Annotated in this window: 13 protein-coding genes; 4 read left to right on the top strand and 9 right to left on the bottom strand. The window is 71.9% G+C overall.

Going from position 1 to position 21,758, the window contains the following annotated elements; all coding sequences use genetic code 11:
- Nucleotides 1-55: 55 nt before the first annotated feature.
- Nucleotides 56-1,453, bottom strand: coding sequence for a protease inhibitor I42 family protein (locus NR792_RS05915; protein ID WP_375759086.1), 1,398 nt, complete (start codon nt 1,451-1,453; stop codon nt 56-58).
- A gap of 162 nt (nt 1,454-1,615) precedes the next feature.
- Between NR792_RS05915 and glp the strand changes: the two genes are divergently transcribed.
- The 3 genes from glp to NR792_RS05900 all read left to right on the top strand — a co-directional run bounded on the left by glp (nt 1,616) and on the right by NR792_RS05900 (nt 4,498).
- The gene (gene glp, locus NR792_RS05910) at nt 1,616-2,845 is read left to right on the top strand and encodes a gephyrin-like molybdotransferase Glp (protein ID WP_375759085.1); all 1,230 of its coding nucleotides are present in this window, start codon (nt 1,616-1,618) and stop codon (nt 2,843-2,845) included.
- A 122-nt stretch (nt 2,846-2,967) separates the two neighbouring features.
- Nucleotides 2,968-3,642, top strand: coding sequence for a GTP cyclohydrolase II (gene ribA / locus NR792_RS05905; RefSeq protein WP_207056594.1), 675 nt, complete (start codon nt 2,968-2,970; stop codon nt 3,640-3,642).
- Between the two features lie 34 nt (nt 3,643-3,676).
- Nucleotides 3,677-4,498, top strand: a complete 822-nt coding sequence (locus tag NR792_RS05900) for an MBL fold metallo-hydrolase (protein ID WP_375761575.1) — start codon at nt 3,677-3,679, stop codon at nt 4,496-4,498.
- Between the two features lie 6 nt (nt 4,499-4,504).
- Here the strand turns inward: NR792_RS05900 and lipB are convergent, their stop codons facing one another.
- From lipB to lipA, 4 genes are all read right to left on the bottom strand, one after another.
- The gene (gene lipB / locus NR792_RS05895) at nt 4,505-5,590 is read right to left on the bottom strand and encodes a lipoyl(octanoyl) transferase LipB (protein WP_375759084.1); all 1,086 of its coding nucleotides are present in this window, start codon (nt 5,588-5,590) and stop codon (nt 4,505-4,507) included.
- Entirely contained in the window at nt 5,587-7,173 is a 1,587-nt protein-coding gene (locus NR792_RS05890; protein WP_375759083.1) for a ClpX C4-type zinc finger protein, read from the bottom strand. Before NR792_RS05890 ends, lipB begins: the two co-directional genes overlap by 4 nt.
- 99 nt (nt 7,174-7,272) lie before the next feature.
- Nucleotides 7,273-8,544: a dihydrolipoamide acetyltransferase family protein gene (locus NR792_RS05885; RefSeq protein WP_375759082.1), complete on the bottom strand. Its 1,272-nt coding sequence runs from the start codon at nt 8,542-8,544 to the stop codon at nt 7,273-7,275.
- Nucleotides 8,545-8,588: 44 nt separating this feature from the next.
- Entirely contained in the window at nt 8,589-9,518 is a 930-nt protein-coding gene (gene lipA, locus NR792_RS05880) for a lipoyl synthase (protein ID WP_338263657.1), read from the bottom strand.
- A 140-nt stretch (nt 9,519-9,658) separates the two neighbouring features.
- Here lipA and NR792_RS05875 point away from each other — a divergent pair, with 140 nt between their 5' ends.
- Nucleotides 9,659-10,435 (top strand): DUF72 domain-containing protein, encoded by a 777-nt coding sequence (locus tag NR792_RS05875; RefSeq protein ID WP_375759081.1) that lies wholly within the window; start codon nt 9,659-9,661, stop codon nt 10,433-10,435.
- Nucleotides 10,436-10,495: 60 nt separating this feature from the next.
- On the opposite strand, the gene NR792_RS05870 is transcribed toward NR792_RS05875, so the two are convergent.
- The 4 genes from NR792_RS05870 to NR792_RS05855 all read right to left on the bottom strand — a co-directional run bounded on the left by NR792_RS05870 (nt 10,496) and on the right by NR792_RS05855 (nt 21,672).
- Nucleotides 10,496-12,064, bottom strand: a complete 1,569-nt coding sequence (locus NR792_RS05870) for an OmpA family protein (RefSeq protein ID WP_375759080.1) — start codon at nt 12,062-12,064, stop codon at nt 10,496-10,498.
- A 211-nt stretch (nt 12,065-12,275) separates the two neighbouring features.
- A complete protein-coding gene (locus NR792_RS05865) occupies nt 12,276-13,475 on the bottom strand; it encodes a SpoIID/LytB domain-containing protein (protein ID WP_375759079.1) in 1,200 nt (399 codons plus the stop codon).
- Complete coding sequence (gene pbpC / locus NR792_RS05860) at nt 13,472-15,775, bottom strand: penicillin-binding protein 1C (protein ID WP_375759078.1); 2,304 nt, start codon at nt 15,773-15,775, stop codon at nt 13,472-13,474. Before pbpC ends, NR792_RS05865 begins: the two co-directional genes overlap by 4 nt.
- A complete protein-coding gene (locus NR792_RS05855; protein WP_375759077.1) occupies nt 15,775-21,672 on the bottom strand; it encodes an alpha-2-macroglobulin family protein in 5,898 nt (1,965 codons plus the stop codon). Before NR792_RS05855 ends, pbpC begins: the two co-directional genes overlap by 1 nt.
- Nucleotides 21,673-21,758 lie beyond the last annotated feature (86 nt).

The raw sequence follows: 21,758 nt of genomic DNA, 5'->3' as shown, positions 1-21,758 counted from the left end.
ATTCGCCCTCCCCAGGAGACCTTGCGGTCCAGGGAGGGCCCGTGCGCACAAGCCCTCAGGGCTTGACGGTGACGTTGATCTTGAAGGAGCGCTCCACCACGCCCGGCGTGAACGCCTTGGCGAGGAAGAACTCCACTTCGAAGCTGCCCGGGTTGCGCGGCGTGAAGAAGAACTCGCGGGTGGCCGGGCTGCCGTTGGGACCCGGCTCGAAGTTGGCCTCGCGCAGGCCCACGCGCTTGGCCAGCGTGGGCTCGATGGCCCAGGTGGCGCCGGGCTGCTCCTGCAGGCGCACGGTGAGGCCGTGGTTGAGCTTCACGTCCACGGACGTGGGCACCTCGCCCTCGATGTGGACCAGCTCCATCTCGTCGCGCGACACCGAGCGGGCCTCGGACGGACGCGGCTCCACCGTCTCCGCGGTGATGCGGCCGCCCCAGCCGGACGTCTTGTCCACCACGCCCGTCACCTGGAGCGTCTGCCCCACGTGCTTGCGCAGGCTCTTCACGGCCGCCTTGCCCTCGATGGCGAAGGACACCTGCTGGCGCGTACCGCCGTTGGAGACGACGAGCACGAAGTCCTCGCCCATCATCTCCAGGTTGCCCCGGATGCTGGCGAAGCCCTTGATGCCGGCGCCCATGCCCGCGGCGATGGCCATGGAGACCTCGCCGGGCGACAGGTAGCGCAGCTTCGGCTCCGAGTCCGAGGGCGGCGGCGCGACCTCTTCCACCTCCGGCTTCTTGGCGGAGTACTTGCGCACCTCCACCACGCCGCTGTGGTTGGTCGTCTTCTTGATGAGCCCGCTCACGGAGACCTTGTGGTCCACGTAGGCCGGCAGCACTTCCTGATCCGGTCCCTGCAACAGGAACGTCAGCTCGCGCTTGTCGCGGCCCACGACGACCAGGTGGGGCATCTCGCCGCTGAGGATGAGGCGGCCCTTGAGGCTGCCCTCCCCCATCACGCCGCGGCCCTCGCCGGCCGTGAGCAGCTGCTCCATCTCACGCTTCGTGAGCGGCTCGCCCACGGGGGGAAGCTTCGTCGCGCGCGGGCGCGGCTTCTCCACGGGGGGGCCAGCGGGGACGGCCGACGGGGCCTTGCCCCCCGCCTTGCCAGCGCCCTTCTTGCCAGCGGCGGCGGGCGCGGGGGCCGCAGCCTTCGCGGCGGGCGCGGCCTTGCCAGCCTTCGCGGGAGGCGCCGGGGGAGCCGCCTTGCCCGCCGCCTTCTTGGCGGACGCGGGGGCCTTCTCCACCTTCTCCGCGACCGCCTTCTTCGCCGCCGCGACCTTTCCCTTCGCCCCTTCCGCCACCGCCTTGACGACCTTCGTCGCGGCCGTCGCCACCTTCTTCGAGGCGTTCCTGATCAGATCCAGGCGGGCCGCGTTGTCCTTCTTCGCGGTAGGCTTCGCACCGGCTTTTGCAGCGGGAGTCGGCTTCTTCGCCCCGGACTTGGGCTTGGCCATCGACGCTGTCTCCTTGGAAATTTCCCGTGTGCTATCAACGGGTTGGCGGGACGCCCCTGCTGTTGGACGCGAGCCTCGCGATCACGATTGCTTGTAACGATGATCAGCTGGGCTGTCAAACTAACACTTGATTTTCCCACGGACTTTGGGTGGGAAAACAGCATGAGTGACGCCCCCGCATTGCTGCCGGTGGAGGAGGCCCGCGCGCGGATCCTCGGGCTGTGCACGCCGCTGGCCACCGAGTGGGTGCCCGGGGACGACGCCCTGGGCCGCGCGCTGGCCGAGGACCTCCACGCCCGCCGCACCCTGCCCCCCTGGGACAACTCCGCCATGGACGGCTACGCGGTGCGCGCCCGGGACCTGGCGGGCCCCCTGCCCGTGCGCCTCACCGTGGGAGAGACGGTGTTCGCCGGCAGGCGCCCCACCCGGCAGGTCGTCCCTGGCACCTGCGCGCGGATCATGACCGGCGCCCCCCTGCCCCCGGGCGCGGACGCGGTGGTGATGCGCGAGCGCACCCGCGCCGTCCCGGACGCACCGGACGCGGTGGAGGTTCTGGAGGCCGTGGGGCCGGGGAACTTCATCCGCCCCCGGGGCGAGGACGCCAAGGAAGGCGACGTGCTGCTGCGGCGCGGCACCCCGCTGGGCATCCCGGAGCTGGGCCTGGTGTGGGCGCAGGGCCAGGGCACGGTGCCGGTGCCCCGCCGGCCGCGCGTGGCGGTGCTGTCCACCGGCGACGAGCTGTGCCGGGTGGACGAGCCCCCCGGCGACGGCATCGTGGACGTCAACGCCCCCGCGCTGGCCCTGGCGGTGCGGCGCGCGGGCGGCGTGCCCACGCTCCTGGGCATCGCCCGGGACACGCGGGAGGCCGTCCAGGAGGCCCTGGCGCGCGTGGAGGGCTTCGACGTGGTCCTCACCAGCGCCGGCGTCTCCGTGGGCGACCACGACTTCGTGAAGGACGCCCTGGAGGCCCTGGGCGTCGAGCAGCGCTTCTGGCGCGTGGCCATCAAGCCCGGCAAGCCGCTGGTGGTGGGCCAGCGGGGGCGCACCCTGTTCCTGGGTCTGCCCGGCAACCCCACGTCGTCCCTGGTGACGTTCGAGCTCTTCGTGCGCCCCGCCCTGCGCCGGCTCCAGGGGCTGGAGGACGTGGAGCCCCCGCGCGTCGCCGGCCGCCTGGAGGGACGCCTGTCCAAGGCCCCGGGGCTTGCCCACTTCGTGCGTGTCACGGCCACCTGGCGGGCGGGCGAGCTGTGGGCGAAACCGCTGGGGACTCAGACGTCGGGGGCCCTGCGTTCAGCCTCTGCGGCCACACATCTGCTTCACTTCCCCCGCGACTCCAGCAGCTTGACTGATGGCTCCCATGTGGAGCTGATTCCCCTCTCGTGGGTCGCTTGAGCAACGCAGTCCACGCCCGCCGCATCCAAACAGGCGGGTTTCACCACACCCCTCCGGGTGTCACCTTGACTTGCATCCGAGGGGGCGAGAAGTAACGGCCCCCTACTGGGAGACGACCTACCATGTCCGACACGCGCTCACCCCAGGTCCTGCCGACCCGCAAGCCGACCCAGCACCTGGAGCGGTACTCGGAGGCGGACGTGCCCACGGCCCGCGGGGTGCTGAAGACCATCGTCTTCCGCGACAAGCGCAACGGGCGCGAGCACGTGGCGCTGGTGGTGGGCGAGCCCAAGGGGCTGGAGGGGGTGCCGGTGCGCATCCACTCCGAGTGCCTCACGAGCGAGGTCTTCGGCAGCCTCAAGTGCGACTGCCGCGAGCAGCTGGACCGGGCGCTGGACTTCGTGGCCCAGAACGGGCTGGGCGTGGTGCTGTACCTGCGCCAGGAGGGCCGGGGCATCGGCCTGGGCAACAAGATCAAGGCCTACGCCCTGCAGTCCAAGGGGCTGGACACCTACGAGGCCAACCGGCAGCTCGGCTTCGCGGACGACTTGCGCTCGTACGACATCGCTGCGGAAATGCTGCGGTCGCTGGACGTGCGGTCGGTGGACCTGATCACCAACAACCCGCTGAAGATCGCCGGGCTGGTGGAGGAAGGCGTGGCGGTCCGGCGCCGAATCCCTTCCCGGACCGAGCACAATCCGCATAACGTCGACTATTTGAAGACGAAGCGCGAGCGTACGGGGCACCTGATTGAGCTCTTCGCGGAGGACGACGACACCGAAGCCAAGGCCGGCTGAGCGCCCGGCCCGGCGGAGCACCGCGCGCTTCGAGGTGCGCTTCTGGGGGGTGCGCGGCTCCATCCCCGCGCCCGGCCCCGCGACGAAGCGCTACGGCGGCAACACGCCGTGCGTGGAGGTCCGCTGCGGGGATGAGCTGCTCATCTTCGACCTGGGCTCCGGAGCGCGCGGCCTGGGGGATGCGCTGGTGGCGACGCGAAAGCCCGTCAAGGCGTCCATCTTCATCTCGCACTACCACTACGACCACCTGCAGGGCCTGCCGTTCTTCTCGCCGATGTTCTCTCCGGCGAACGACGTGACGCTGTACGGGTCGCCTCGGGACGGCAAGTCGCTCAAGCAGATTCTGGCCGGGCAGATGGTGCACCCGTACTTCCCGGTGACGGCGGAGGACGTGTTCCGCACGCGCCTGGCGTACCGGGACGTGGTGGTGGGCGAGGACATCCCGGTGGGCAAGGCCACGGTGCGCACGCTGGAGCTGAACCACCCGGGCGGCAACGTGGGCTACCGCGTGGACTTCGGCGGGCGCTCGCTGGTGTACGCGACGGACGTGGAGCACGGCACCGCGTTGGACGCGAAGCTGTTCGACTTCGCGCGCGGCGCGGACGCGCTCATCTACGACTCCATGTACACGGAGGACGAGTACCGCGGCCGCACCGGGCCGGCCCGCACGGGCTGGGGCCACTCCACCTGGGAGGCGGCGGTGCGCGCGGCGGACGCCAGCGAGGTGAAGCAGCTGGTGCTCTTCCACCACGACCCGGGCCGCGACGACGCGAGCATGGACAAGCTGCTGCGCGAGGTGCGCAAGCACCGCAAGGCGACCATCGCCGCGAAGGAAGCGATGGTCATCGAGCTGTAGCGGCTGTCACGGCCCGGGCGCGTCGAGCGCCCGGGTCACCGTCTCGCGCAGGCCCCGGAAGGGCAGCCGCGCGAGGGCGGTGGGCACGTCCACCCACTCGAAGGCGTCGTGCTCCGCGCCCAGGCGCACCTGGGTGTCCGGCGCGGCGTGCACCGCGAAGCCGTGCTCCTCCACCAGCCGGGGCGGCAGCGCCTCCCCCAGCGCGAACGCGTGGCGATAGGCCAGGTCCACGACGGGGAGCTGGAGGCCCGTCTCCTCCGCCACCTCGCGGCGGGCGGCCTCCGCCGGGGACTCGCCCGGCTCCAGGCGCCCCGTCACCGTCTGCCAGAAGCCGCCGCGCTCCGGCGTCCGGCGCAAGAGCAGCACGCGCGCTTCCGGGCCGCGGCCGTGCACCACCGCGACGCTCACCGTGCGCAGGTCCACCGTGCCGTCCACGCGGCGTGCATCGAAGACCTGGGTGAACTCGCGGGCGAGCGCCTCCTCCACGTCCGGGACGGGCACGGGGTGGCCCAGCTCGCGCTGCATGGACGTGACGCCCGCCTCGCGGATGCCGCACGGGACGATGAGCTGGAAGTGCTCCAGGTTCGTGTTCACGTTGAGCGCGAAGCCGTGCGTGGTGAGCCAGCGCGACAGGTGCACGCCAATGGCGCCAATCTTCCGCGCGTCCGGTGAGCCCTCGTGCCCCAGCCACACGCCCGGCCACTTGGGGATGGCGCCCGCCGTGAGGCCGAAGCCCGCGAGCGTCTGGATGAGGCCACGCTCCACGTCGCGCACGTAGCGGCGCACGTCGCGGCGGTCCTCTGGCAGCAGGAGGATGGGGTAGCCCACCACCTGCCCGGGGCCGTGGTAGGTGACGTCGCCGCCCCGGTTGGTGTCGAACACCTCCACGCCCTCTTCCGCGAGGCGCGCGTCGGTGGCGGTGATGTTCCCGCGCTTCGCGGCGCGGCCCAGCGTGAGGACGGGCGGGTGCTCCAGCAGCAGCAGCGCGTCGCCAATGAGTCCCTGCAGGCGGGCCTCGCCGAACAGGTGCATCAGCTTCAGTCCGTCCTCGTACTCCACCCGGCCCAGGCGGAAGACGGTGAGCGTGTTCATGGTGATCCCTTTCGCCCCCCTCGAGGGTTGTGGGATGGCGCGGCGGGCGTCTGCGCCGCCTCCAGGCTCCAGCTGCCCGCGTAGACGCGTGACAGGAGCGCCTGGAGCTCATGCCCCGCGCGCGGGGAGCGGACCGCTTCGGCGGCGAACGCGCCCAGGACTTCTTCCGACAGGGTGACGGCCGGCTGGCGCAGGGCCAGGGAGCGGCGGGCCACCTCGACCAATTCCGGCACCGTGGGGCGGCGCACCGGGAGCAGCACCTGCACGCGCTCCAGCAGGGACACCGGCACAAGGCCCTGCACCGCTTCAATCATGCCCGCGGTGGTGGGCACGGGCAGGCTGCCGCCCTCCCCTCGCACCCACAGGCCCAGGGACGACACGGCGCCGCGAGCGCTCATCACCACCGCGCGCTCCCGGTGGCTGGAGAGGAACGCGGCCAGCACGGCCTGCCCGCCGGACTCCAGGCGGTCCACGTCCTCCACGAGGAGCGGCTCCGTGCCCGGCGTGGACTCCAGCGCCTCCACGGTCGTGAGCACGCCCTGGCCACGCCGCTGGAGCGACTGGAAGAAGAGGCTCTTGCCGCAGCCCTCCGGGCCCACGAGCAGCAGGCAGCGCGCGCCCGCCTGGAGCGTGCGCTCCAGCAGGGTCTTCACCTCGTCGTGGCCCACCATCTCCACGGTCCCCGTGCGCGGCTCCTCCACGACGGGCTTGCGCACGGGGGGCGGAGGGACGACGTCGCCCAGGAGGCCCTGGGATTCGCCCAGGCAGCCCTTGCAGATGAACGCACCGGCCGGGCCCGCCACCAGGTCGCCCACTTCTCCCCGGGGCCGGCAGCAGAACGAGCACCATGCGTCCAGCGCGGGATCCGCACGGGTGGGTCCCCGCTCGATGATGCGCTTCTCGCGTCGGCGGCCCCGGGCCGGTTCGGCGTGCACGGGAGAGGTGTCCTCGTCCGGTGGACGCAGGAGCCCCCCGGGGACGACGACGTCCTCCGCGCCCGAAGCACGCAGCAGGCCGGTGGCGGGGATGAGCTCGTCCTCCTCGGGAGGAAGGAGCAGGCCACCCGGGACGACGACGTCGCCTTGATCTCCAGAGGCGGGGGGCTCGCTCTCCACGCGCGGGCCGTCTGCCTCGGCCGTACTCGTGGCGGAAGGCCCGTCATGCAGGGTGGCGGCTTCGGCCGGGGACGGGGCTCCGACGGCGGCGATCCTTCCGGCGAGCCTGGGCAGGCCGGGCTCGGAGGGAAGCGCCGCGCCACCGGTCACGGTGGGCTCCTCCAGCGTGTGCACCCCGGCGTCGGCCTTGTCGTTGAAGGCGGCGGACACCGTGTCGCTCCAGCCCACCGCGCGGAAGGCCATCGCGTCCTTGCCCCCCGTCATCGCCGCGGTGAAGGCGGGGCTCACGTCCGGGGCGCGGGCCTTCAGCTGGCGCGCCTGCCGCAACAGCTGCGAGGCGCGCGAGGTGTGCCCGGAGCGCTGGTAGAGGGCGGCGGCCTGCTCCAGGCACTCCGCCGCTCGCGCGCGGTCTCCCTGGAGCTCGGCGGTCTGCGCGGCGCGGATCAACTCACGGGGATTGTCGGCCATCGCGGATGCCCGCCTTCAGCGTTGCTGTTCCGGAAGTCCCCCGCGTCCCGGCCGCCCCCCGGAGCAGGAGCGGTCGGGCGAGCCCCGCGACGCGTGTCCTCACGCCATCGCGAGGAACAGCAGGTCCGGCGCCTCCAGGTACTTGATGATCTCGTACACGAAGCTCGCCGCGACGTCGCCGTCGATGACGCGGTGGTCGCAGGACAGCGACAGGTTCATCATGTCCCGGACGACCACTTGGTCGTTCTTCACCGCCGGGCGCTTCTTCAGCTTGTGAACGCCCAGGATGCCCACCTCGGGGTGGTTCAGGATGGGCGTGGCGAACAGGCCGCCGCTCTGCCCCAACGAGGTGATGGTGAAGGTGCCGCCCGTCAGCTCCTCCATCTTCAGCTTGCGGTCGCGCGCCGCGACGCTCAGGCGGGAGATCTCCTTCGCCAGCTCGCCCAGCGTGAGCTGATCCGCGTTCTTCACCACCGCCACCGTGAGGCCGTCCGGCGTGGCCACCGCGATGCCGATGTTGTACTCGCCGCGCACCACCAGCTCCTGCGTCGACTCGTCGAAGTTCGCGTTGAGGTGCGGGAACTTCTTCATCGCCGCGATGGTCGCCTTCACGATGAACGGCAGGTAGGTCAGCTTCGTGCCGTCGCCGGCCGCCGCCAGCTGGCTGTTGAGCCGCGTGCGCAGCGCGACCAGGTCCGTGGCGTCCACCTCCTCCACGAACGCGAAGTGCGGCATCGTGAACTTCGAGCGCACCATCTTCTCGGCGATCTTCTTGCGCAGCCCGCGCAGCGCGATGCGCTCGTCGCCCTTGCCCGAGGACACCGGCGCCGCCGCCGGACGCGCGGCCTGGGGCGCGGGAGCCGCGACCTCGTTCTTCTTGGGCGCGCCGCTGCCACCCTCCAGCGCCGCCACCACGTCCGCCTTCGTCACGCGGCCCTGCGGCCCCGAGCCGGAGATCTCCGCCAGGTCCAGGCCGTGCTCGCGCGCCATGCGGCGCGTGACGGGCGTGGCCAGCACCTTCGTGGCCGAGGCCGGCGCCGCGGCCACCGCCGCCTGCGCGGGGCTCGAAGCCGGAGCGCCGTGCGACGCCGGGGCGCCATGGGCGGGGGCCTCCGCCGCGGGAGCGCTCCCCTCCATCTCCAGCGTCACCAGCAGCTGGTGCACCTTCGCCATGTCGCCCTCACGGCCGTGCGTCTTCACGACGCGGCCGGCGTGGGGGGTGGGCACGGTGACCGTGGCCTTGTCCGTCATCACCTCGCAGAGCACCTGGTCTTCCTTCACCAGGTCGCCCTCCTTGACGTGCCACTTGACGAGCTCGCCCTCCGCCACGCCTTCGCCGAGATCCGGGAGCTTGAATTCGAAAGTCGCCATGAGCGGGAGTGTCTCTCTCTGGGTTGGGGAAGGGGTGCGTCCGGTCAGCCGAGTCGCTCGACGCGCTCGCGCTCCATCAGGCCCTTCATGAAGAATTCGGCGGCGCGGTAGCTGGAGCGCACGAGCGGCCCGGAGGCCACGTAGAGGAATCCGTAGGACTCCGCCAGCGTCTTGTAGGCTTCGAACTGCGCGGGCGTCACGAAGCGCTCCACGCGCAGGTGGTACTGCGACGGCTGCAGGTACTGGCCCAGCGTGAGCACGTCCACGCCCACGTCGCGCAGGTCCTTGAACGTGCGCTCCAGCTCCGCGTCCGTCTCGCCCAGGCCCACCATGACGGACGTCTTGGTGTAGACCTTCTCCGGGCGGTTCTTGAGGTACTCCAGCACGCGCAGGGACTGGCGGTACGTGGCGCGGCGGTCGCGCACCGTCGGCGTCAGCCGCTCCACCGTCTCCACGTTGTGCGCCACCACGTGCGGCTTCGCCTCCGCCACCGTGGCCAGGTCCTCTTCCTTGCCCTTGAAGTCCGGGATGAGGACCTCCACGAGCGTGCGCGGGCTCTCCTTGCGCAGCTCCCGGATGGCGGACGCGAAGTGGCTGGCGCCCCCGTCCGGACGGTCGTCGCGGTTCACCGACGTGACGACGATGTACTCGAGGTTCATCTCCTTCACCGCCTGCGCCAGATGGATGGGCTCCATCGGGTCCAGCGGCGGGGGCGCCCCGACCTTCACGTGGCAGAAGCGGCAGGCGCGCGTGCACACCTCGCCCATCAGCATCACCGTGGCGGTGCCTCCGCCCCAGCACTCGGCGATGTTCGGGCAGCGGGCCTCCTCGCACACCGTGGCCAGCCCCACGCGCTTCACGATGGCCTTCACCCGCTCATAGCCCTCGCCATGCGGCAGGCGCACCTTCAACCACTCGGGTTTACGGGTGCTTTCAGAGACCTGTGGGAGGGGGAACCGGTCGGGAGTCGCCATGGGTCGCGGGCCTTCTAGAGGGTGGGTGAAAGCAGGGTCAAGCGTGAAGCCCTGACGCGAGGCGTTAGCGCGGGCCAGCCTGGAGGAGAACTTCCGGGAGGTGTAACGCGGTGGACAGGGCGCGGCCACGTGGGGCGGGCATGCCCATCCTCCAGCCCATGGCGGCCATCCATTTGGGGACCAGCGGGTACGTCTACAAGCACTGGAAGGGGCTCTTCTATCCGGACGGGCTGCCGGCCCGCCGCTGGCTCCCCTACTACGCGCGCGTGTTCTCCACCGTGGAGCTCAACGCCACGTTCTACCGCCTGCCCACGGAGGCCGCCGTGGACGGCTGGCGCGAACAGGTGCCGCCGGGCTTTCTCTTCGCGTGCAAGGGCAGCCGCTTCCTCACGCACCTCAAGCGCCTCACGGAGGTGGGCGAGGGCGTGGAGCACTTCTTCTCACGCGTCTTGCGGCTGGGCAGCCGGCTGGGGCCCATCCTCTGGCAGCTGCCGCCCGGCATGACGAAGCCGGATCCGGAGCGGCTGGAGCGCTTCCTCGCCCACCTGCCGGGCGGCGTGCAGCACGTCTTCGAGTTCCGGCAGGCGGCCTGGTACCACCCGGAGGTGCTCGCGGTGCTGGAGGCGTACGGCGCGGCGGTGTGCGAGCACGACCTCGTGGACGTGCCGGTGCCCCACCCCACCGGCGGCTTCCGCTACCTGCGCTTCCACGGCGCGCACCTGCGCTACGAGGGCCGCTATGGGCGACGCGTGCTCCGGCGGGTGGCGGAGGATCTGACGGCCTGGCGCGACGCGGGGCGGACGGCCTGGGTCTTCTTCAACAATGATTTGAAGGGCCATGCGCTGCTGGACGCGTTCGACCTGGCGGAGCTGCTGGGCGAACCGCTGCACCGGCCGGAGCCGTCCGCCGTGACGTAGACAGCGGCGCCCGGCCCTTGTGTGGGGGCCGGACGCCGCCGGGACCGCGTGCCCGGGGGATCACTGACCGAGCACCTGCACCTCGATGCGGCGGTTCTGCACGCGGCCCTGAGGGGTGTCGTTGGAGGCGATGGGATCCGCGTCACCCTCGCCACTGACTTCAATGCGCTCCTGCGGAATGCCGTCGCGCACCAGCTCGCGGCGGACGCTCTCCGCGCGGGTCTCCGACAGCTGGCGGTTGGCGTCCGCGTTGCCGGTGGAGTCCGTGAAGCCCTTGATGCGCACGCGCGTGTCGGTCTTCTCCTTCAGCACGTTGCCCAGCTCGTCCACCATGCGCTTGCTCTTCGATGAGATTTGCGACGAGCCCGTGCGGAACTCCACGCCCTCCAGCACGAAGCCCTGCGCCGCGCCCGGGCCGTCGATGGCCTCACGCAGGCTGCTGGGGTCGCTCACGCGCAGCTTCTCCTGGCCGGAGCCGCCGGTGCCCTCGCCCGCCTGCGCCCCAGCGCTCGCGGCGCCCGCGCTCTGCTTCTCCACATCGCCGGAGCCGCCGGTGCCCGCGTCCGCCGCCATGCTGGAGCCACCGGTGCCCTCGTCCTCCACGGCGCCGGAGCCGCCGGTGCCCGCGTCCTGCGCCATGCTGGGGCTCTCGCTGCCCACGGCACCGGAGCCGCCGGTGCCCGCGTCCTGCGCCACGTTGGCGCTTCCGCTCGGCTGCATTCCGGAGCCGCCGGTGCCTTCATTGTCCACCGAGCCAGAGCCGCCCGTCGCGGGCGGAGCCGGCTGCACGGCCGGCGCGGGCTGCGCGGCGCGGTTCTGCTCGGGTGGCTGGGTGGTGCGGGTCACCTGAGGAGCGCGGGCGCGCTCATCCCTGCGTCCTCGCAAGGCACCCCACGCGAGCACGACCAGGGCGAGCAGGGCCAGCGGAATGGCCCAGCCGGCGATGCTCTTCTTTTGCTCCGGCGGACGGTTGTAGGTCTGCCGTGGCGAGCCCTCCCGCACGGTATGGGCCTCTCGCACGGGGCCTGCCTCACGGACCTGCGACACCTCGCGGTGGGGTTCGATGACCTCCGCGACCGCGTGGCGCCCACCTCCGAAGCCCAGGACGCCGCCCAGTCCCGCCGGCAGCGCGGCGGCGATGTTGTTGCGCTGGCCGTTGAGCAGCTGCATCAGCCCGGATGACCCCATGCGCTGGTCGCGCACCTGCCTGCCCAGGACGCCCATCAGCATGGGCGCGGCCAGGGACAACAGCCGCGTCGCCGAGCCGGCATTGCGCATCCCTCCGAAGCGCGTGAGCCCCTCGGTGACGCCACCCAGCTTGTTGCCGAAGATGCCGCTCAGCATCCCCTTCCCGCGCTCCTCCTCGTCGAGCAGTCCTTCCCCCATGCCGCCGGGGTGCGAGGGCGCGTCGGGTCCGGTGAAGCCGCCCTCGTTGAGCTTCGACAGCAGGCGGTGCGCGCCGGCCTCGTTGCCGCCCTGATCCACGACGCCCGCGGCCACGGCGGCGATGGCGCCCGGCAGCGCCTTGGTGGTCGCCTGCGGGTCCTCGCCCAGCGAGCCGCTGATCTTCTGGAGCAATCCTTTCTGCATGAACTGTGAGCCGACTGCCTCGATCAGATTGAACGCCATGTGATGCCTCCCGGTCGGGTCCCGCACCGGGACGGCCGGTGCGCGAAGCCACCTCCCCACCGGACCGCGTGGGGCTGAGGGCTCTGGTGCAATCGATACGGAGCACCCCGGGTGCTGGTAAGCCCTCACGGAGAGCCCGGGGAAGAGCCCCCGGAGGGTCGTCACCTTCGCGGACGACTGCGAATCCTGGAGGCCATTGCGCCCCCCGCGTTCACTTGTCCGCGAGCTTCCCCGGGAGGGCGCGCGGGAAGTAGTGCGCGAGCAACTGCTCCGCGGTCCATCCCTGCCGTGCGAGCAGGGCCGCGCCGGCCTGACAGAGGCCGACGCCGTGACCATGGCCCTGCCCTTCGAGGAGCGCCTGGTTCCCGCCAAGCGTCATGGAGAACCGCGCGCTGCGGATCCGATTCCACCCGGCGCGGGCTCCGAGCGCGCGGAAGAACGCATCACCGCGCGCATCGCGTCCCGAAGCGCGGTCCACGATGCGCACCACCGCGCCGCTGGAGTCCCGATCCAGCAGCAGATCCGCGGCCTGCGCGGAGCCACCGAGCGCATCCGACGCGGCGGCCGACACCAGCGCGCGAGGCACGACAGCGCGCCACGGAGACGCGGGGCAGCGGTCCGGCACGGCGGCGGCGCCGGTGAGGTCCGGGGCACCGAACACCGCCACGGGCTCGGCCGTGTGTCCGCCGCAGCTTGCGTGGAAGGGAGCGAGCGCGATGGCGCCATCGGACAGGCGCAGCACGATGCCTTCCGTGGAGCGGGTGGCATCGCGAGCGCGGCGCAGATGGCGAGCGAAGCCCTCGCCGCGAAGGACCTGGCAGTGGGTGAGGTCGCAGGCCCGGGCCTCGTCGTGCCGCTTGCCGGAAGCGAGCACGTAGCTGCGGGCGGTGATGGCCTGGGCACGGAGCGCTTCGAAGGGGGTGTCGACCTCGGTCTCGCTGGCGGTGACGGCGGCGACGTAGGTCTCCAGCGCGAAGGTGGCGACGACGATCAACTCTCCGTCGCGGGCCTCCAGTGACAGCGAGGCCTCGTAGCGTCGATCCACGCCCCGGCCCCGGACCTGCCAGCGGCCCGCGTCCAGCCGCAGGGCGTGAGGCTGGGGACGACCGTCCACGATGAGTGCGTCCCTCGACGCCACGGCCTCCAACGAGCGCGGGCCCTCCAGCCGCAGCCGCGCGGGCCGGTGCTTGGAGAGGATCCGGACGTCGACCTGTGGATTGGCCGCGGGCTTGCGCGCACGGGAAGCAGGCGCAGGGGACGCGTTCGCATGGGCCGAAGGCGACGACCGCGCCTGGCGTGAAACGGGACGGACGTTCGTGTCAGCGTCACCCGACGCATCCGTGCGCCCAGCGCCGGGCGCCATGCCCGCCACCAGCGCGGCGAGGAGCACGGCGACGCCCGCCGCGTTCATCGGACGCGGTACCGCGTCACCGCCAGCGGCGCGGAGCCACCGGGCGCCCACAACTCCAACCGGCGCTCCCCTTCCACCGCCGGCAGCCGCGTCACGAAGGGCGGGCGGAGCTCGATACGACGGCCATCGTCCGTGCGCAGCTCCAGCAGCTTCGCTCCCTTGGGCGCCATCACGCGCACCGGCACGGCCTGCGCGCTTTCGGGCAGCTCCGGCTCCACGAGGAACTCATCCCCGTTCGCCGGCAGGATGAAGCCGGGCTGCATCCCCGGCCCGCCCTCCGCGCCCACCGACGTGGAGGTCAGTCCCTCCGCCTGGGCCCACGCGAGGTACGCCGGGCCCACGTCCAGTGCGCCGTCGCTCCGGTGCATGGTGCACGCATGGCGCGGCGCCGTGCCCGGCAGATAGACCTCCTTCATCGCTCCAGGACAGTTCGGGCCCGCGCGCTCGCCGGACAGCGGGCAGATCTCCGCGGACTCGAAGTGGCTGCGGTCCACCAACGGCGCGGCGCGGAGGCCCCTCATCGCCAGCGACATCACGCGCGCGAACACCGGGCCCGCGCCCGTGATGCCGGACACCCCGCGCATTGGCGTGCCGTCGAAGTTGCCCACCCACACGGCCACCGTGCGCTCGCGCGTGAAGCCCGCCGCCCAGTTGTCCACGTGCGCCCGGCTCGTCCCCGTCTTCGCCGCCACGCGGAACGGCAACCGCAGCGCATTGTCCAGACCGAAGGCCGGCGCCCTCGCGGCCTCGTCCGCCAGCACGTCCGTGAGCAGCTCCACCGGCCGAGCCGCCAGGAAGCGGTGCTCCTGCATCTCCATCGGGATCCTCAGCGGCGAGCCATCCGGCCCGAACGCCGCGCGCACCTCCCTCAACGGCCCCACCACCCCACCTCGCGCCAGCCCCCGGTACGCCCGCGCCAGCTCGCGCAGCGTCACGTCCCCGTTGCCCAGCACGATGCCCACGCCGTAGTGCGACGCGCTCTCCGTGAGGCTCTGGAAGCCCGCCTCGCGCAGCACGCGCAGCACCTGCTCCGGCCCCAGCGCGTCCGCCACGCGCACGGCCGGGATGTTGTAGCTGGACGCCAGCGCCGCCCGCAGCCGCACCGGGCCGTGCACGCGCCGGTCGTAGTTCTTCGGCACGTACGCGCCGCCCGGCGTCGCCAGGTGCACCTCCACGTCCGCGAGCACGCTCGACGGCGTGAAGCCCTTGCTCAGTGCCAGCCCGTACGCGAACGGCTTGAGCGCCGACCCCGGCTGCCGCAGCGAGCGCACGCCGTCGTTCTGTCCGCCCTTCGCCTCGTCCAGGAAGTCCGAGGACCCCACGTACGCGAGCACCTCGCCCGTCGCGTTGTCCAGGACGATGGCCGCCGCCTCGCCCACGCGCCGGTGTGCGAGCCCCCGCAGCTCCTCCGTGATGGCCTTCTCCACCGCCGCCTGGAGCGCCGGGTCGATGGTCGTCTCGATGCGCGACGCACGGTCCAGCCCCAGCTCCGGCAGCCGCTGGAGCAGCGCCGTCGTCAGGTGCGGCACCTCGAACACGCGCTCCGGAGGCACCAGGTCCAGCGGCGTCTCCTCCACCGCCTTCGCCTCCTCCTTCGTCAGGAAGCCCTCCTCCACCATGCGCGAGAGCACGTCGCGCATCCCGGCCAGCGCCATCTCCGGCCGCCGGTACGGGTCCCTCCGCGCGGGCGACCGCGCCATTCCCGCGAGCAGCGCCGCCTGTCCCGCCGACAGCCGCTCCGCCGGACGCCCGAAGTACCGCTGCGCCGCCGCCTCCACGCCGAACGTGGAGTTCCCCAGCGGCACGCGGTCCAGGTACTCCAGCAGCACCTGCTCCTTGGACAGGTGCGCCGTCAGCCGCAGCGCCCACAGCGCCTCTCCGGCCTTGCCCCACCACGAGCGCTCGCGAGGCACCAGCCTGCGCGCCAGCTGCTGCGGAATCGTGGACGCGCCGGACACGATGCGCCCGGCCGACACGTTGTCACGCGCCGCCCGGGCCACCGCCACCACGTCCACGCCCGGATGCCACGTGAAGCGTTGATCCTCCGCGGCGATGAAGGCCTGCCGCACCTTCGGGGGAATGCGTCCCCCCGGAAGGCCCACACTGCGCCCGTCCTCGCGGGAGAGCACCTCGCGCAGGGCGTGGCCCGTGCGGTCGGTGAGCACCAGCGAGGACACCGCCTCGCGAGACAGCAACGTCCCCGGCAGGGGCCACGCGATGAAGCCCGCGCAGCCCACCACCACGAGCGCCGCGAGGACCGCCACGGCACGCACCGTCCCGCGAAGCGTGAGGCGCTTCATCACTTCGAGGCGACCTCTTCCGGCAGCAGCACCGGGAAGCGCCCACCCTCGGAGCGGCCGAACACCTCCGGCGCGTACATCTCCTCCGCGTGCGCGGGCTTGAGCAGGAAGTCACCCGGCGTCGTGGCCCGGGCGACGAAGCTCGTCACGTGCACGCCGGGCGGCAGCTCGTCGGCGAAGAACACCACGCGGTCATCCCGCATCTCCGTGTGGTTGAACGGCGACCAGAAGCGCGTCGCCCAGACGTTGTTGCCCTCGTCCGTCTCCGACAGGTCCTCCTCGCTCTCGTACTCGTAGCCCTCGCCGGGGCCCTCCTCCTCGCCGGAGCCCGCGGGGCCCGGCAGGCTCGCCGTGCTGGCCAGCGACGTGTCCACCGGCTCCAGGCCCGCGGGCAGCGGCACGTCCACCGCCACGAAGTTGCGGCGCATCGGCGTGGCCACGCGCACGCGCACGCGCACCAGCTCACCCGCGCGAGCGGCCTTCGCCTGGCCGCCGCCCGAGTACGGCTCGAACCAGCGCTGGACGATGATGCCCCGGTCCAGCGGGTCCACCGGCAGCTGCGCCGGCGCATAGCGCAGGAGCGCCCCGTAGTAGAGGTTGCCCGTGCCGTTCACCCCGAAGGTGAAGGGCTGCGCCTTGTCCGCCGGGCCCAGCTTCTCCACCGGCACCTGCACCGTCTTCACGCCCATGTCGCGGCCCTTGAAGTCGGCGGAGGCAATCACCTGCCCGCCCAGCTTCACCACCGCCTCGAACGACGGCACGGCCGTCTCCTTGCGGCGCACCACTTCGGACAGGGCCATCAGCGTGAAGGCCGCCTCCTGCGTGTTGCGGAAGCGCCCGTCACCCTCGCGCGCGGACGCCAGGTAGCGCCCCATCTTCGACACGTAGGGGTGGTCCGGCTGCACGGCCACCAGCGTCTGGAGCACCAGCGCCGTGGTGCGCGTGTCGGAGGACCAGAGCGGCGCGTACGTCTTCGCGTCCGTCTCCTGGAAGTGCACGCCCGCCGCGGTCTCCTGGGCCTTGTTGAGCAGCTCCTGGAGCAGCTTCTGGCCCTGGGCGCGGTTGCCCTTCCCCACGAAGATGGCGTCCGTCAGCATCGCCTGCGCGAAGAGCGGCAGCTTCTGCCGCTGCTCGAACAGCTCGTTGTAGTACGAGGGCCGCGGCGCCCCCATGCGCGCCAGCGTGTAGAGCGCGAAGGCCCGCGTCTCCGGCCCCGGCGCGTCGCAGCCGTAGGCGCACTGCGTGCACACGCCCGCCGCCACCTTGTCCGCCAGGAACTTCTTCGCCTTGTCGAGCACGCCCGCGTTCACCGCGTAGCCCACCTCCTTGGCCCGGACGAGCGCCAGCGTCGCGTACGCGGAGGCATACGACGACGAGCAGTCGCTGGAGGCCCAGAAGCGGAAGCCGCCGTCGTGGTTCTGGAGCGCTTCAATCTTGCGCACCGTCGCCGTCACCACGGTGTCCGGATCCAGCGTGCCCTGCGTCTTGAGCGCGTCCTCGCTGAGGAAGCTCCGGACGAACGCCTGCTTCTGCTCGTCCGTGCCGCCGGTCCACGCCACGCCGAACTTGCCGGACAGCTCGCGCAGCGCGACGAACGGCACCAGCCGCGACGACATCTGCTCCAGGCACCCGTAGGGGTAGTCCACGAGCTGGTTCATCGACTCGTCGAACCCGCCCATCACCGTGGAGGACATCGTCACCGTGAGGCCACCCATGCCCGGGCGCACGCCGCCCGGCGGCTTGAGCCCCTCCACGCGCTCGCTCGTCGTGTCGCCGTAGACCGCCACGGCCTCCATGCCCACGGGCAGCTGCACGGGGATCTTCTGCTCCACCGCGTCCGTCTCCCCGCCGCCCGCGACGGCGAAGCGCAGCACCGCGGTGCCCGGCTGCTCGGCCACGAAGGTGAAGCGCACCTCGCGGGCCTTGCCGTCCAGCTGCACCGTCTTCTCCGCGGGGCCCTCCACGCGCACGCCCGTGAGCTGCGCGGTGACCTTGGCCTCCTTGATGGCCGGGTTCGTGGTGTGGATGACCACGCCGGCCTCCGCCTTGTCGCCCACGCGCACCAGCCGGGGCAGCGCCGGCAGCGCCAGGAGCGGCTTGGCCACCTGCACCTTGCTCTCCCCCACGCCGAAGCGGTCCGCGTCCGTCACGGCCACCGCCATGATGCGGAAGGTGGTCAGGTTGTCGGGCAGCGTGAACTCCACCTTCGCCTGGCCCTGGTCGTCCGTCTCCACTGACTGGAACACCGCCGTCGTCTTGAAGTTGGACCGGATGCCGGAGCCCGCCGTGTCGGAGCCGCCGGAGCCGCCCGGACGCGAGCCCTTCTCGCCGTACAGCTTGCGCAGCACCAGGTGGATGAGCGGCTCACCGATGCGCACCGACAGGCCGCGCTCCTGGAACATCGCGTCCAGCGGATCCGGCGCCTTGTAGCCCGTCAGCCGCAGCACGCCCTCGTCCACGGCCCAGAGCGTCACCTCCGCCTTCGCGCCCTTGCCCGCCGCGTCCTTCACCGCGACGTCCACCGTCACCTTGTCGCGCGGGCGCTTCTCCGGCGCGTCCGGCGTCAGCGCCACCGACAGGCGCTTGGACTTCTTCTCCACCTTGAGCTGCGTGTAGCCCACGCGGACGGCGGGGCGGCCCGGGTCGTCGCCGGACTCGATGCCCTTGGCCGCCTCCACGCGGCCGCGCACCAGCACCACGCCCACGTAGACGTTGGGGATGGCGCCTTCACCCAGCGGGATGTCCAGCGCGGTGGCGCTGCCCTTGAGCTTCACGCGGCGCACGCTGAGCACGCCCTCGCGCTCCACCGTGACGAGCGCGTCCGCCTGCGGGTACGGGCTCTTCACCAGCACCTTCGCGGTGTCACCCACGTCGTACAGCTGCTTGTCCGCCACCAGGTCGATGCGGTCCGTGTCGTTGCGCTGCCAGGACACCCAGCCGGAGCCGGTGACGTAGAGCGAGTCGCGCGTCGTCGCCTTGCGGCCCTTCGCGTCCGTGGCCACCGCCTCCAGCACGTACAGGCCGGGCTCGGCCGGGGTGAACTTGCACTGCTGCGGCGTCGCCGCGCTCTTCACCGAGCACTTCGCCGCCTCCGTCTCCACGGGCTCCGTGACGGTGAACCACTGGCCGCCGTCGCCCTTCTTGCGGATGGACTTCCAGTCGCGGCGCTTGATGTTCACGTCCACCGCGACGCCTTCCTGGCGCTTGCCCTCGGGCGACACGGCGACCACTTCCAGGCCCACCTCCTTGCCGGCTTCCGCGAAGCCGGTGGAGAGCATGCGCAGGCCCGCGTAGACGTCCGCGGGGTGCACGATGATGAGGTTGCGGTTGGCGACGCGCTGGCGGTTGACGTCCTCCACCTCCGCCTCCAGCGTGTACTCCCACGTCTTGCCACCGGGCGCGTCCGCCGTGCCCAGCGCCAGCGCCAGCTGCCCCTGCGCGTCCGTGCGGCCGTCACCGGAGCCGAACGAGTCACTGCTGTGCTCCGGCTGCTCATCGTCCCACCACCAGGTGTTCACGCCGAAGGTGAAGGCCTCGTTGCCAGGGGGCGTGAAGAAGGAGCTGGCGCGCTGCACGTTCCAGCGCACCTGCGCGTCGCCCATGGCACCGCCGAACAGGTAGCGCGCGTCCACGCGGGCGGTGAGCGGCTCACCGGCGGCGACGTCCTTCTTGTTCACCGCCACGTCCACGCGGAACTGCGGCGCGCGGTACTCCTCCACGCGGAAGGTGCCGCCGTAGCTCAGCGACTCTCCGCCGACCTTCAGCTTCGCGGCCACGTCGTAGTAGCCCAGCGGCATGTCCTTGCCCAGCTTGAGGTCCGCGCGGAAGGTGCCGTACTTCGTGACGGTGGCCTCCGTCTGGAAGACCTTCTCACCGCGCGAGCTGGTCACCGTGATCTGCGCCTTCGTGTTCGCGGCCGGCGACTTGAGCGCGCCCAGGCGGCGGTAGCGCGCCACGCCCTTGAGCATCACGTCGTCACCGGGGCGGTAGATGCCACGGTCGGCGAACACGAAGCCCAGGCTGTCCGGGACGCGGCCCTCCCACGCGCTCTGCAGCGAGAACGCGCCGGGCGACATGCCGCCCTCCCACGTGGACAGCGTCACGCCGATGTCCGTGTCCTTCACCGCGGACACCATGGCCCAGGGCGTGCTCCAGGCGGACTCCTCCTTGGGCTTGAGCAGCTCCGACAGGCCCGGCACCTTCGCCAGGCCGTTGGCGTCCGTCGTGCCCGTCCAGTGCTCCGTGCCCTGCTTGTCCCAGAGCGTCAGCTGCGCTTCCGGCACCGGGGCGCCCGTCGCCAGCGACGTCACCCACACCACACCGGAAGCAGCGCCCAGCTTCGCGTGCACCGCCAGGTCCGTCACCTGCCCGATGACCCGGCGCGGGTACTTCTGATTGAGCGACGGCGCGTTGAGCCGCGCGAGGAACAGGCCCGTCTTCGCCCCGCTGAACGCCGGGCGCAGGTCGAGCGGCGAGGTGCGCTCCGCGTTGCGCGCGGCCTTCGTGTCCACCGTCGTCCGGTAGGGCTCCGAGGACGGCCACTCGTTGGTGTCGATGAGCTGCGCGAGCTGCGCGGGGGACAGCGACCACACCTCCGCCTGCACCTCCGGGATGTTGGTCGTCACCAGCGGGATGGAGCCGTCACCGGACGCCTCCACCAGCGCCTCGCGCGAGCCGGAGTCGAAGGACGGCTCCACGTCCGCCAGCTTCACCTCGCCCTGGAAGGCGGGGCCCGTCTGGCCGAAGAGGTCCTTGTAGCCCGCGGCGACCTTGATCTTGTACGTGGTGCCGGGGCGGTAGCGGCCGGGCAGCGACACGTAGGGGAACTTCACCTCCGAGCCCGACCACGGCAGCTGCGTCTGCACGCGCTCCCAGTCGATCTCCGCCTTCGGCTCCAGCGTCACCTTGCCCTTGAGCGACGCGGCATCCAACTCATTGGACGTGAAGAGGATGAGCGGGCCGTAGGAGCACTTCTCCTCGCCCCAGGTGAACACGCACGCGCCCGCGGACTCCATCTTGAGCGCGCCGTAGGTGGCGTACGGGGAGCGCACCGCCTCGCCCATGGGCAGCGGGCCGTCCGTGCCCGTCAGCTCGCCATCCACCACCAGGGTGAACTGCGTCCCCGCCGGCAGCTTCTGCGCGGGCTTCAGCTCGTACTTCACGCGGCGGTCCTGGGACTTGCGCTCCGGGCCGCTGCCCACCTGCGTCTCCTTCAGGTCCGCGTACGCTGTCGCCTTCACCAGCGTGAGCGGCACGGGCGCGCCGGTCGCGGGCTCCAGGCGCGCGTGCTGCGCCAGGTCCTTCACCGCCTGGTTGAAGGTGAGCGTGAAGACCTGCTCCGGCTGCACCCAGCGGAACTGCGGCTCCGGCTGCGTGGACTGGAGGGAGGGGCGCGGCGTCTCGAACTGGAAGGTGTACGGCTCCGCCAGCGCGGTGCCGTCCATGGCCTTGAGGCCCGCGGGCACCGTCACCGTGTACTGCGTCCCCAGCTTCACGCCCGAGCTCGGCACGAACTCCACGCTCGCGGAGCCCAGCCAGCGCCACTCGCCCTCCAGCGCGGGGGTAATCTTCGCGGGCGCCGCCAGGCCGCGCTCCGCGGCGACGGAGCCCAGGGCGATCATCGGCTTGGTGAAGGTGATGGTCGGCCGGACGTTGCCGTAGGCCTGGCCATCAGGCCGCGCGGCCGCGATGGAGAGCGGGCCCTGCTCCGCGGCGTCCTGGGCGTCGATCTTCAGCGCGGGAGGCTCGGGCAGCGGCTCGACGGCGATGCCAGGGGACTTCGAGGACGGAGTCGGCGCGGTGCCGGTCTCCGAGGGGCCGCCCTTCGCGTCCTTGTCGCCCCGCGAACACGCGGTCGCGACGACAAGGCAGAGGGCCAGCAGGGAGAGTCTGCGCATGGTGGGGCTCACGGAGTTCCAGGGCGGGCACTCGTGGATGTCCCCCCTGAAAAATGACGCGAGCACCGTACCATGGGGCACCCCGC

The sequence above is a fragment of the Corallococcus exercitus genome (assembly GCF_042231735.1).
Taxonomy (GTDB): domain Bacteria; phylum Myxococcota; class Myxococcia; order Myxococcales; family Myxococcaceae; genus Corallococcus; species Corallococcus exercitus_B.
This window is presented reverse-complemented; position numbering and strand designations above follow the sequence as displayed.